Genomic DNA, 13,288 nt, shown 5'->3' on the forward strand with positions numbered 1-13,288 from the left:
TAAAACGATGGCAGTTCCAAAAAGGAAAGTCTCACCGTCCCGCCGCGGAATGCGCCGCGCCCATGACGCGTTGAGTGTTGATAAATATGTGGAAGATCAGGAAAGCGGCGAACTGCGTCGCCGACACCATATTGACCTGAGCACGGGGAAATATCGGGGACGTCAGATCCTGGAACCTTCCGACAAATATTGATCCCTTTTTCTGGGTGAGAAAAAACCGGCCGGTTTCTGGCCGGTTTTTTTGTGCCTGTTTTGTCGATTTTATAAGGGCCCGCGCAGTGTCGTGGTATTTTGGCGTTTTTGCCTTTATCCGGTAAGATGGACAAGATATCCTGTGGCGGAACATCCGAAAAAAAATCGAAAAAGTGTCAGAAAGCAGGGGAAAACCATGAACTTTTCCAGGATTGCCCGGATATCCGTGAAACTCATTTTGTGGGGAGCCATGATGACAGGTCTTGCCCAGGTCGCGGCCCAAGCGGACGATACACGGACAACAGGAGAATACCGACTGGTGATTCACGGCGGGGCCGGCACGATTATGAAAGAAAACATGACCCCGGAACTGGAAGCGGCGTATCGGGCCAAGCTGAAACAGGCCCTCAGGGCCGGGCAGGCGGTGCTGGCCCGGGGAGGGGCGGCGCTGGATGCGGTGACGGCGGCCATTACCGTGATGGAGGATTCGCCTCTGTTCAACGCCGGCAAAGGGGCGGTGTTCACCCATGAGGGGCGAAATGAGATGGATGCCAGTCTGATGGAGGGGCGGGATCTTAATGCCGGAGCGGTGGCCGGCGTCAGACGGGTCAAGAATCCGATTCTTCTGGCCCGCAAAGTCATGGAGCACTCGCCGCATGTGATGCTGGCGGGAGAGGGCGCCGAAGAATTTGCCGAATTGCACGGAATGGAGCTGGTGGATCCGGGCTATTTCAGAACAGAACATCGCTGGCGTCAGTTGCAAAAAGCATTGCAAAAAGACCGTATCGAGCTGGACCATTCAGACGAGGAGACGGGGGACCAAAGCCGGAACCAGAACGGGGTGGCGCCTCTTGAAGGAGTTGAGCCGGGGGACCCGGACTACAAGTTCGGCACCGTTGGAGCTGTGGCTTTGGACCGGCATGGCAATCTTGCTGCGGGCACCAGCACCGGGGGTATGACCAATAAACGCTGGAACCGGATCGGGGACAGCCCGGTGATTGGTGCGGGGACTTATGCAGATAATATGAGCTGTGCGGTTTCGGCCACGGGCCACGGGGAATTTTTTATTCGCGCCACCGTCGCGCGCAGCATTTGTGCGCTGATGGAATATAAGGGACTTTCCCTTGAACAGGCCGCCGAGGAGATTATCCACAACAAGCTGGTGAAGATGGGCGGCGACGGGGGCATTATCGCCGTGGACCGGGCCGGTAATATCTCCATGACCTTCAACACCTCCGGCATGTATCGGGGGTATGTCAGCGGAGATGGCGCGCCGGTCGTCGGGATTTACAAAGACTAATGCCACCCGCGATACGTCAGCCGCTAGACGGGTTTGCTGTCGGCGTTATGCTGGGGTTGTGCATGATCTGGGGGCTGCAGCAGGTGGCCATCAAGGCGGCCGCCCCGGATCTCAGCCCGGTATTGCAGATTGGCCTGCGTTCCCTCATGGCGGCCGGTCTGGTAGCGGGGGTGATGGTCTGGCGGCGACAGAAAGTCACTTTTTCCGACGGCACGCTGATCCCCGGACTGTTGGCGGGGCTTTTATTTGCGGCGGAATTTCTTTTTGTGGCCTGGGGACTGGATCACACCACGGCATCACACATGGTGGTTTTCCTCTATACCGCGCCGGTCTTTACGGCACTGGGCCTGCATGTCTTTGTGCCGGGAGAGCGCCTTGGCCTGATGCAGGCGGGGGGCGTGCTGCTGGCTTTTCTGGGACTGGCGGTCACCTTTTCCGGCGGTTTTGCGAAGGGGAGCGGGATTGAGAAAAATATCCTGCTGGGCGATGCGCTGGGGGTGCTGGCGGGGCTGTGCTGGGGCGCGACCACGGTGCTGATCCGGGCCACGTCCTTGTCCGAGGCGCGCCCGACCATGACCCTGCTGTATCAGTTGCTGGTGGCGGCCGTTGTGTTATGTTTTGTGGGGCTGGTCCAGGGGGATTTTCTGACCCTGCGCATGACGGGGCTGGCTTGGGCCAGCCTGTTGTATCAGGGGGTGGTTGTAAGTTTTGGGGCATTCCTCACCTGGTTCTGGCTGTTGAGAAGATATCTGGCCGGACGCCTCGCGGTGCTCACTTTCCTGAGTCCGCTGTTCGGGGTGGCCTTCGGGGTCGTGCTTTTGGGCGAAACGCTGGAAAAAGAATTTATGGCCGGCGCCGTGCTGGTGTTTGGGGGTATTATTCTGGTCAATATGAAGGTCGCAGCCCAGAAGCTTCCCCCTGGCCCTAAAGTGAATCGTGAATAGGTTGACTCTAGAGAATTCGGGCCCGCTGTAAAAGGTCCCTGACCCGGTGTTCCAGCGGCGAGGGTAATATCGCCCATCCCAGATTGCCTTCAATCAGCCGGGCGCCTTGTTCGGTGATGCCGATGTCCCAGGCGATCATGGGCTGGGGATAAAATTTCCAGGCTGCTTCCCGGGCCAACGCCACGGCCTCGTCCCAATGGGGCAATGCCGTTCCCGGCAAGGTCATTGCGGTCTCTTCATAATAATCCGTGGTGATGAAACGTTTGTCGCCAGGAGCCAGCATATGAGCCGATTGAATTTTTCCGGTGGCGCAATCGACGCTGATCCACAGATTGCCGCTCTGGCCTTTGGAAAAATTATCGCTGATATTTCCCTTGCGCGCGATGCGGAACAGGCCGTATAGCAGCAGCAGTTCATTATCCAGAATCAGGGTCGTCAGTCGATAGGTGGAAATGGACCGGTTGCCGGTGATCTTCACAATATCCGGATGGGCAAAAAGCCGTTCCTGGATAATCCCTTTATGGGATCTGTGAGCGAGGCCAAGGCCGTGGCTCCACAGCCCGGTGGCGAAATAATTCTTTCCGCCCAGTGACTGAAGCACACCATATACATCCTCTGCCTGATAGGCGGTGCCCCGATGATCCAGAAAATGGCCGTCCTGTCTGGAAAAGGCCTGAACCCCTTGGCCGATCAGGCCCAGGGCCGGTTTGACAATGAACTGTTCCGGCAGGTCGTGTAAGAATCCGATCCACTCTTCTTCACGGCCTAACGGCCGGCCGTCAGCTGTCCAGCCTGCGGGCTGATCGAACACAGCATAAAGAGCTGGAATCGGGAGGCCCGCAGCCTTGCAATAGGCGTAAAAGACCGCCTTGTCAGAGGTGAGGCAGTGATAGCTGCGTGGGACAAGCCGGCTTTCCAGCGCGACCTGATATTCGCGGCTCAGATAATACGCCAGCCTGTCCTCCGGAATGTCCGGTGACAGCAGACCATTGAGAAAGATTTCTTCGGGGGAAAGTTTCAGCTGATGATAAAGGCGCCAGAATCGCCGCAAGGTCGCTGCGGGGGAAATGCCGTAATATCTGCTGTCTTCCAAAAGATGCCGGACTAGTTTCAGCCTCTTGAGAAGTTTCTTTTTAACCCCCACGCGGCTTCCCCTGATGTTCAATCCGGCAGCCACTATACCCTGTTTTGTGGGGGAAAACCAGAATCGTCTTTCTTGTGCACCGGTCAGGACGGCTCCGCGGGGATATCTTATAGAGGGCTTATAGAGGGAATGTCATCGCTTCCCCCTCAGAAATTGATGCGGCTGATGACCCCGATCGTGCGCGGCTGATTACGCAAATAGGCCGCCCGTCCTGCGCCGCCGCGTTCCCGGTCCAGCGCCAGTTCGGCATGTTCGTTCCAGAGATTGCGGATATAAAGGGCCAGATCCCAGCCCTTGTGGGACCTTATCCCCACGCGCAGATGCCCCAGATTATAGGCGGATAATTCGGCTGGAATCCGAATTCTGAGCGGATCATCCGCCGCCCGACCGAGCAGCACGTCCACCGGTAGGGTGGCCTCGTTTCTCTGGTCCAGAAGAAAACTGATGGACCCGCCTACATGCTGAACCGTAAAACTGCCGTAGACTTCCCATGCGTCTGAGACCGGCTGGGCATAGGACAGGTTTGCGCTGAACTGGAAATCAGGCGAGGTGGGCAGGCGATCGTCCGGGCGAATATCCACCAGATCAATGCCCCGGGTCACTTTGGTGTTGTTGTAATTCATCACCAGGCTGAAGTCCAAGCGGTCGCTGGGGCGGGCGAAAAACTCCAGCTCCGCACCGACGGACCGCGCCTTTGGCACATTGAGGATAATGGTGGACGAGCAGGGCAGGCGCACCGCCACCTGTAGATCTGAAATATCAATATAATAAGAGGCCGCATTAATCCCGATCCGTCCGCCAGCCAGGGCCGCCTTCACCCCGACTTCATAATTCCAGACGGATTCCCCGCCAATCCGTTCCAATCCCGGGCCGCCCAGCGCATCCAGATCTTCCCGGCAGATATCCGTGATCAGTGGATCATTGATGCCGCCCAGCCGGAATCCCCGTGCGGCCTGAAAATTAACGCTTATGTCATTCCTGAGCCGATAAGACAGGATAAAACGAGGGTTGAAACTGCTTTCTGCGGTGGTGCGTCGGCGCAGCTTCGGGGCTGTCGGACCGTTATTGAACAAGCCAGCAATGATGCCTTCCCGGTCCTCATCGAAATTATACCAGCGCAGACCCACCGTCGCCGTCAGCCGCTCCGTCAAATCATATCCGGCTTCGCCAAAAAGAGCATATTGCCGGAAATGAATGTCGAAATCGGAGATAAACAGGATATCGGGCCGGGTCGTGAGCGGCCGGGAAAAGGCGGCGGTGTCGATAAAATTCGCCGGGGTGTTCTGAAGGGCATTAAAGGCGTCTTCAAACCCCGCCACATCCAGTGTTTGACCGTACGCCTTGTTCTGAACCATAAAATAACTGCCCACCAGCCATTGAAACGGCCGATCTTCGGCAGAGGTGAGGCGAATTTCCTGGGAAAATGTCTGAAGGTCGGTCCGATCCAGCAGCGGGGCGTCCCGGGTGGCCAGCGAAGGAGCGCCGAAAATAAAGGCGTTGATAAAACCGGTCAACTGGCTAGCGTCGCGCAATACCCGGAGTTTTCGATCCAGAAAGGAGGTTACCGATGTCAGGGAGAACCGCTCAAAGTCATAAGTCAGTTTCCCATCCACCAATAAAAAGTCGTCGTTCAGCCCTTCCCTGAGCTGAATGAATTGCTCCAGAGGACCGAAACCCGCGGCCGGGCGTGTTGTCGTATACGTATTGCGAAACAGGTTAAAGATATCGCCACGGGGGAAACCGTTGGTTTCAAGGCGCTGATAAACGATCCGCGGGGTAAAGCTGAAATCTTCATCAGGCGCCAGGGTGACGGCAAAACGCCCGCCATATTTTTCTCCGTCATTCACGTCTTTCCAGACAGTGCCCGTGGGCGTATGGGCATCAATAAACCCACCGATCCTGTTATAGTAGCCAACGGCGCGGAACGCCGCCTTTTCTTCTAGAAAGGGCAGATTCATCATGGCCCGCAGGGCATATTCAGCCGTTCCGTCCTCGATTCCGCCGTAACCGGTCTCAAGGATGTGTTCCCGCCTCGACAAGTCGGGTTGACGGGAAATATACCGCAAGGTGCCGCCCAAAGACCCGGCCCCAAACAGGGTTCCTTGCGGCCCGCGCAGCACCTCCAGCCTCTGCAAATCGAACAGATCCAGATCCGGGGTGAACAGGGCCACGGAAATCAGGGACTCATCCAGATATACGCCCACGGTTTCCTTGCGGCTGGCTTCGTCACGCACCACCTGCCCCGAACTCACCCCGCGGATGGTTACCTGATTTTGCCCTGGCCCTAGATCCACAATGGTCAGTCCCGCGACATTTCGCCCTGCTTCGACCAGACTGTCTGCTCCGGACATGCGCAACCGATGTTCCCCGAGAACCGCCACTGAAAAGGGAACTTTCTGGAGGCTGGTTTCCCGTTTGGTGGCCGTCACAACAATTTCATCCAGAAACGGCGTGCGGTGGGACGACGGGTTTTGCGGGGGCTGTTCACGGGCATCAGCCGCGTGGGCAGTATCGGGAGAGGAGGAGGGCTGCGCGACCGAAGTTGGAGTGTCTTCCTTGTCGCCAGATAGGGGTCGGGGGCGGATGACCACCGTTTCAGGGGAAATAAATTCAAAGGCCAGCGCCGTGTCCTTAAGCAAAAGCTCAAGCGCCTGACGAGGCGTATATCTTCCCTCCACACGTGCCGTTTGGCCTTGTCCCAAAGTTTGGGGCGAGGTCAGAAGTTGAATTTTGGTCTGTTCGGAAAAAGCCAGAAGGGCGTCGGCAATGGCCTGTGCCGGGATATTTATTTCCACATAGCGTGTTGCGTTTTTTGAGGCCGGAGGGGAAGCGGGGGGGATATGTTGAGGTGGTTGGGCTGCGCCAGGCGAAGCGGCGAAAACGGCCATCAGAAAAAAGCTGCACCCCAGAATCGGGAGCCTTTTTCCGATTTTTCCGTCAGGGTGACTTTTTTGGTATGTTCTGCATCGGACAAAGGAATAGACGTCTCCCACGGCACTAATCAACCGCACCCCATTCTCCCGATTTATCGTTTTCTCCCTATATTCTGATGAATAATCCTTACAGATTTATCAGGCAAGTCAAGAAAAACGGTTCGGCAAACCGGGGGGGCAGGTCGGCTCAGGAGGTCTTTTGCTGGTGGGAACGAATGATGACCTGATTCCCCTGATTTTTCACAGTGACGGGAAAAACACTCGTGAGCGCCTCAAACCAGTGATCAATATTTTCCAGTTGCACAGTGCCAGTAAACAGAAACTGTTTGGCCATCTCGTCCTGGATTACCACTTCCCGTTCCGTATAGCGGTTAATGCTGGAAATGACATTCTCCAGGCTCTCCCCGGAAAAGCTAAAGATGTCTCTGGTCCAGGAAATGGCCTGGTCGGGGTCAATGGATGCCGGGGTGAGAACCGGTCTGGTGCGGGAATAGGTCACCTGCTGTCCCATCTCTAGCAGAGCTGTCGGCGCGGGTTGGCCTGTTTGGTTTGTATCCGTTTGGCGTCCGGGGGCTATGGCTGGGGGGGCCAGGGGCTGGACCTCGACAACGCCTTCCACAACGGAAACAATTACGCTGTCGGCAGCGCGGCGGACGTTAAACGCTGTTCCCACCGCCCGGACATCAAGGGCTTCTGCGGTTCTGACCACAAAGGGGCGCATCGGATCTTTTGCCACGGTAAAGTAGGCCTCTCCCTGACTGAGCAGAATCAGGCGCTGATCATCTGAATATTTTTGCTGCAGAACGGTACGTGCCCCGAGCAGGACACTGGAACCGTCTTCAAGAAAAATGCGCCGGTGTTCAGCAATATCCGTTTCGATGGTCTGCATCCCGGTCATATTCAGAGTCAGAGCCACAACAACCAGGACGAAAACAGCGGCCAGGCCCGCAGCGAACGCAAATTGCCGCCGTAAAGGGAAAGCCCAGGAAAGTTTTTGGGCAAGCGTTCTGCGCTGTGCTGCGGGGCGGTCCGTGACGGTTCCGGTACAGGCCGTTACCGTCCCCTGGCGCGCCTGATAAGTCGTCACCGGGACGGTGCCGTCATAGGTGTCTGTTTGCAGCTCTTTTTTCGTGGGATCGCCGGGGCGCGGCACATGGTCCAGAAGGTCCCAGAGAGCTTCGAGCCGGGCCAGCGTGGCGGCGTGCTGTTCTGATTTGGCGGCCGTATTACGGTAATGATCCCATTCCTCCAGGCTGGCCTCCAGGTTGGCCTCGTGAGAGTGCAAGGATAAAAACCTTTCCACACAGTTGTTCCAGATCCGGTCCTCTTGTGTCATATGAGTCCCAACCGTTTTTTCTGTGGAGGCTCCACCCGTATCCCCAGCCGGGTTTATCGTTTTTTCAGTCGTCATTTATCCCACTCAGTTTCAGTATTCTTTTAATCTTTCCGCACAATACCTTACGGCCTGTAAAACATATTTTCTGATCATGCTTTCGCTCAGTCCCATGCGTCGGGCAATCTCGCGATATTCGAGCGCATCAAACTTGTACAACACAAACGCCAGCCGGCATTTGGGCGGCAATTCCTGGATGACCCGTTCCAGAAAGTCGATCTTCTGACGAGCTTCCACGGTTTTTGCCACATCACTGCCCGGGGCCTCCAGAGGGAGTCTGGTGACGTCCTGGGTCTGATCCTCTCCCTTTCTGTTGCGCTCCTGAATCCGGTTTATCGCCAGATTCCGAGCGGTGCGGAACAAATAGGCCCTCAGATGATTTATCACATCAGGATTGTCCAGTCCCAGCACCTTGACATAGGCTTCCTGAGCAATATCCATCGCTTCCTGACGCGATCCCAGCTTGACACACAGAAACCGAACCAGGGAATCGTTATGCTCCTCATACAGTTTCTGTATCTCTTTTTTATGGCCGGCGCTTATTTTGCTTCTTTCATTTCCCGGGTTCCCAATGCCGGTATCGGAAACCTCTTTCATCCTGACGGATGCTCGCTTGTGTTCTCCCTTCAACGGACTTTCCTTTTCATACGACGGCCGTCGCAGACCGGTCCTGTTATCTCTTAAGACAAAAAATCCGCATGATTTGGGAATTTTTTTAAGATGTTCCCAAATTAAAAAGCAGGGGAAACACCAAACCCTTGATGGATGCCCCCCTGCTTCTCAAGGGGGTATTTTACCGCAGAACACAAAAAAAGTCATTTTCCGCGTACTGAGACAGGCTTGATGAGAAAGCACAACGGGATCTATTCGGAAAAGATTTTGGCTTTGACCGGGAAAAAGACGGATACACAAGTCCCAACGTCAGGGGTGCTGTTAATGGTCACCCGCCCTCCTTGCAATTCGGTCAAATTCTTGACAATGGCCAGTCCCAGACCCACGCCTTCGTGATTGCGGGTGAAACTCATATCCGCCTGGGCAAAGGGGCGGAAGACCTTGTCAATATCTTCCGCTTTCATGCCGATGCCCGTATCCTGAACATAAATCTCCACATCGCCTTCAGGGATGTTTTCGGGGGAGGCATGCAGCCGGGCACCCATAATGATTTTTCCACCGGAATCGGTGAACTTGACGGCATTGGTTAACAGATTGCTCATGATTTGCCGGCACAGCCTTTTATCCAGATACAGATCAGGAATGTCCGCATCAATATCTGTCTGAATAGCGATGTTCTTGGCCAATGCTTTTTCCGTAATATAACGCAGCGTGCCGGTAATCAGTTCCTCCGCCCGGATCCAGTCCGGTTTGACCTGAACCGCGCCGACCTCAATCCGCGACAAATCCAGAATGTCATTGATGATTGATAATAAATGCTGCCCGCTTTCCAGAATATAACCGGCATATTCACGGTATTGGGCCGGGCTGTTCCCGAACAGCCCCTTTTGCATACCGCTGCTGAAGCCGATAATGGCATTCAGCGGTGTACGTAACTCGTGGCTCATCGTAGCCAGAAACTGGGATTTGGCCCGGTTGGCGGCTTCCGCCTGATTGCGGGCTTCGGCCAGGGCTTTTTCGCGATGCCAGCTTTCCGTAATATCCTGAACCGTTCCTGTCATGCTGAGTGGCTCGCCTCGTTCATTGCGCAGCACCTCCCCCAGTTCATGAACGATTTTTTCCTTGCCGTCGGGACAAATAATCCGATGAATGATGGAATAGGGTTTACCCGATTTCAGGGCGTGTTCCACGGCCTTCTCCACTTTTGGACGATCCTTTTCATGGATCGTGGCCAGAAAGGCCGCATAGGATGCCTCAAAAATGTCGGGCGTCAGGCCGAAAATCCGATAGACCTCATCCGACCAGTAAATTTCGTTTGTGGAAATATTCCACTCCCAGTTGCCTAGGTGGGCGATTTGTTGTGCCCGGGCCAGCCGATTCTCACTCTCTTTCAGGGCTTCATTGGTTTTGACAAGACGGGTCACGTCCACGGCTTCCAGAACAATCAGCATTTCGCCCTCGGGGCCCGTGGCAAATTTCTTGAGGCTCATGTCCAACGACATGGAGCGCCCCTCACAGGAGGTGATCTGTGCCGTCAGGCGGCTGAACCCGTCATCTTTCAGATGTTTAATTTCATATCTTACCATCGCGGGGTAGATCTCGCCGTTCCAGAAATCACATCTCCAGATTTCCTGTCCCACGTAATTGGCTTGATCCTGTCCCAGAAAAGTTCGTGCGGTTCTGTTTATTTCAAGAATCCGTCCCTGATCATCCATTAAAATGATCAGGCGATTGGAGCTGTTGAAAATCGCCTTGAATTTGGCGTGGTTTTCCGCAAGGCGCTGTTCGCGGCATAGCCTGTGGGAAATGTCCCGGCATATGGCCGTAAAGCGGATCGGGCTGGCCCCGCGATGTTTCTGGATCGTAATTTCAAGGGGGACTTCCCGACCATCCCTGGCTTTGCCGTAAAGGGGGATTGTCTTGCTCATTATACGGGACGTTTGGGCCGTCCGGCTGAAGGTTTCGATATATCTCTTGTGGGCTTTGCGAGAACTGGCGGGAAGCAAAATGGTCAGCGGCTGGCCCAGAACTTCTTTCGACGCATAACCGAAAATTTTTTCAGCCCCGTTGTTGAACAGGACAATATTCTGATTCTGATCCAGGGATATAATGCCATCTTCGGCAAACTGGATGATCTCCTGAAGTGCCTCAGGATAACTGCCCAGCTTGTTCCAGTCTTGCGTCATACCTATTGCCCCTTTAACCTCAGGACTAGAGTCAATCTCATCACAATTCACTCTATGGTTTCGGACCGCATTGCCCCGTAGGGAACAGGGAGCATCGTTGGTGACGCCCCGCTGCGGCCCGACCAGTTAATCAGAATTCCATATACCCTGAAGGTTACTCTCTGAAATAGACGGTTGAAGGACAGGGGGGTTTCGGAACATTCGTTGATGGTCTCTGACCGGAAACTCACTGACGCTCACCCTCATATTTCTGCCGTAACACTCTTTTTACACTCGTGACACTCGATATCGGAGACCTTATGAAGGGTTGAATGATTGAATTTCGGTTTCGGTTTCCATATCGGCGTCTTATATATTTTAAGCCCTGTATGGGCATCTCATCCTATCTTGTTTAAGATTAGGTTAAGGCGGATAAAGTCTAGAGTGAATTGAGCCAACCTATTCACAATTCACTCTAAACAACAAAAAGGCCGGACTCTGGCTGAGCCCGGCCTGATGTCCTTGTGCGTGTGCGGGTCCTTAACCTTGCGCCGGCACCCGAATACCCCTTTCTTCCAAAATCGGCAGTACCGTTTCGGCAAAATAGGGCAGTTCCTCGGCATAGTTGACAAAGGCCAGTGTGGTGCCGCCAAAACCGGCCTCATAAAGGTCGATAAGCCCCTGGGCCACCACTTCCGGCGTGCCCACCAGCGGCACGCCTCCATGCCCGCCGGCAAAACGGTTTCTCAACGCTTGCAGCATTTCCGGCGGGAAGGACTGGGCATGCTGGAACATCAGATTGATGATGTTGTCCACGGCCTGCCAGTCGGCATTGTCCCGGGCATAATATTGATGAAATTCCTCGGCTTCCTTCTGGGTCGGACGGCAGACCACATAGGAGAAGGTCAGAACCCCCACGTCGCGGCCTTTTGCTGCGGCCTGTCCCTTGAGCTCGGCAATCTCCGCTTTGGATTTTTCCAGTTCAATCATGGAAGTGAACAGGAAGTCGGCATTGTTGGTGGCAAATTCACGGCCTTCTTTCGAGCCTGCGGCATTAAAAATCGGCACGGTGCCGCGAACCGGTTGCGGGTCGCCATAAGTGTTTTTCAGTTTGAAAAATTCACCGTCCCAGTCAAAGGGTTCAGGGTGTGTCCACAGCTTGGAGACAATATCAAACCATTCCTGACCATACCGGTAGCGGGTTTCATGATCCTGCGGCAGATCCAGGCCAAAGGCGTCATATTCCGGTTTGTTCCAGCCGCATACCACATTCAGGCCGGCGCGCCCCTTGGACAGCTGGTCGATGGTGGCAATTTGTTTGGCGACAACACCCGGATGGTTGAAGGCGGTGTGAATGGTGGCGAAAACATTGATATGTTCTGTCTTGGCCAAAAGCCCCGCGGCCCATGTCATGGTTTCCAGAACACTGCCGTGAAAATTGGTTTCACCGCCATATCCGACCCAACGGGCAATCGGTAACAGAAAATCAAGCCCCACCTTGTCGGCGATCTGGGCCATTTTCAGATTATTTTCCCAGCTATTAACCCAACGTTCGGGAATTTTGGTGACGGCCATGCCGCTGGAGCAGTTGGCAGAGAACAGTCCAAGGCGGAATTTGTTCCGGGTGAAAAGTGAATTTTGTCCTGACATCGTTAAAGCCTCGTCATTTTTGGTTAAAGACATGGTTTGAATTTATATTATTATAATGTATTTTACATATAAAATTTATCATTAAAATACAAATAAAAAAATTATTTAAAACGCTTTTAACAAAATTCGGCTAATTTATTGATAAAAAGAAGGGAGATGCCTGATTTTAAAGTTTTCAAAAGCGGCGTGAACGCCTACACTGAAGGCCGTGGCCTGCCCTGCAAAAAGGGCAGCCAGCGCAAACAAGGAAATCCGGCGCAAATAAGAAAATAAAGAGGCTGCCATGTCAGACGATGCAAACAGAAAAACCAAGAATAAAACCGCCAGCCCCAATTTTGAAGATGAGGGACTGGACCGGCGGTGGCATCTGGCCACCACGCCGCGTGAGGTGGCGGTGACCGAGCTGGAATATTCCCTGTTCCGGTCTTTTGAGGCCTTTTGTAAATGGCAGGTCGAAGGAATGGCGGTGGCGTCCGGCAAAAATCTCAGCGCCAGTGACGGGGCCATTCTGAATGTGATTGCCATGCGGGACCGGCCCAAGGGAATCACGGAAATCGGTCGCCTGTTGAATCGGGATGACATGACCAATATTCAATACACCATCCGCAAGCTCACCCAGGAAGGGTTGATTGAGAAAACCACCAAGGATAAACGCCGCAAGGGCGTGAGTTATCGGGCCACGGAAAAGGGCCTTCAGGTTATCCAGCGTTATGTGTCGTTGCGCAAACGCCTGCTGATCAAACTTACCGAAACCATCCGCGGTATGAATGAGCTCCTGGAAAACGGCAGTCACATTCTGGACCTGATGACCGGTATTTATGAGCAGGCGGCCCGGGTTGCGGCCGCTCATCGTAATCCAGTGGATGATGATCAATAGATTCAACTCATAATAGACAGCCGCGCCAATGCATCCTGGCCGAGGGCCGTGGACCATGGCGCAAGGCGCGCGGAATGC

10 protein-coding genes are annotated in these 13,288 nt (G+C 54.3%); 4 read left to right on the forward strand and 6 right to left on the reverse strand.

The window, feature by feature from the left end:
• Positions 1 to 7: 7 nt before the first annotated feature.
• The 3 genes from rpmF (at position 8) to FE788_RS01760 (ending at position 2,436) form a co-directional block, all read left to right on the forward strand.
• On the forward strand, positions 8 to 193 hold the full coding sequence (gene rpmF, locus FE788_RS01750; RefSeq protein ID WP_138379019.1) for a 50S ribosomal protein L32: 186 nt from the start codon (positions 8 to 10) through the stop codon (positions 191 to 193).
• A 195-nt stretch (positions 194 to 388) separates the two neighbouring features.
• Entirely contained in the window at positions 389 to 1,492 is a 1,104-nt protein-coding gene (locus tag FE788_RS01755; RefSeq protein ID WP_138379020.1) for an isoaspartyl peptidase/L-asparaginase family protein, read from the forward strand.
• The gene (locus tag FE788_RS01760) at positions 1,492 to 2,436 is read left to right on the forward strand and encodes a DMT family transporter (protein ID WP_138379021.1); all 945 of its coding nucleotides are present in this window, start codon (positions 1,492 to 1,494) and stop codon (positions 2,434 to 2,436) included. The genes FE788_RS01755 and FE788_RS01760 overlap by 1 nt, the downstream gene beginning before the upstream one ends.
• A gap of 7 nt (positions 2,437 to 2,443) precedes the next feature.
• On the opposite strand, the gene FE788_RS01765 is transcribed toward FE788_RS01760, so the two are convergent.
• The 6 genes from FE788_RS01765 to FE788_RS01790 form a co-directional block, all read right to left on the reverse strand.
• Positions 2,444 to 3,580 carry a sugar-transfer associated ATP-grasp domain-containing protein gene (locus FE788_RS01765; RefSeq protein WP_168190218.1) on the reverse strand — a complete coding sequence of 379 codons (1,137 nt, stop codon included), beginning with the start codon at positions 3,578 to 3,580 and terminating at the stop codon, positions 2,444 to 2,446.
• Positions 3,581 to 3,726: 146 nt separating this feature from the next.
• Positions 3,727 to 6,375 carry a TonB-dependent receptor gene (locus FE788_RS01770; RefSeq protein WP_168190219.1) on the reverse strand — a complete coding sequence of 883 codons (2,649 nt, stop codon included), beginning with the start codon at positions 6,373 to 6,375 and terminating at the stop codon, positions 3,727 to 3,729.
• A gap of 325 nt (positions 6,376 to 6,700) precedes the next feature.
• Positions 6,701 to 7,849 (reverse strand): FecR family protein, encoded by a 1,149-nt coding sequence (locus tag FE788_RS01775; RefSeq protein ID WP_168190220.1) that lies wholly within the window; start codon positions 7,847 to 7,849, stop codon positions 6,701 to 6,703.
• Positions 7,850 to 7,939: 90 nt separating this feature from the next.
• Positions 7,940 to 8,536 (reverse strand): RNA polymerase sigma factor, encoded by a 597-nt coding sequence (locus FE788_RS01780; RefSeq protein WP_138379025.1) that lies wholly within the window; start codon positions 8,534 to 8,536, stop codon positions 7,940 to 7,942.
• Positions 8,537 to 8,769: 233 nt separating this feature from the next.
• A complete protein-coding gene (locus tag FE788_RS01785) occupies positions 8,770 to 10,704 on the reverse strand; it encodes a sensor histidine kinase (RefSeq protein ID WP_138379026.1) in 1,935 nt (644 codons plus the stop codon).
• A gap of 519 nt (positions 10,705 to 11,223) precedes the next feature.
• Positions 11,224 to 12,333, reverse strand: coding sequence for an LLM class flavin-dependent oxidoreductase (locus FE788_RS01790; protein ID WP_138379027.1), 1,110 nt, complete (start codon positions 12,331 to 12,333; stop codon positions 11,224 to 11,226).
• 283 nt (positions 12,334 to 12,616) lie between these two features.
• On the opposite strand from FE788_RS01790, the gene FE788_RS01795 reads away from it, so the two are divergent.
• Positions 12,617 to 13,210: a winged helix DNA-binding protein gene (locus tag FE788_RS01795; RefSeq protein ID WP_138379028.1), complete on the forward strand. Its 594-nt coding sequence runs from the start codon at positions 12,617 to 12,619 to the stop codon at positions 13,208 to 13,210.
• The last annotated feature ends 78 nt before the right edge of the window (positions 13,211 to 13,288 follow it).

The organism is Luteithermobacter gelatinilyticus, assembly GCF_005849285.1.
Classification (GTDB): Bacteria; Pseudomonadota; Alphaproteobacteria; order Sphingomonadales; family Emcibacteraceae; genus Luteithermobacter; species Luteithermobacter gelatinilyticus.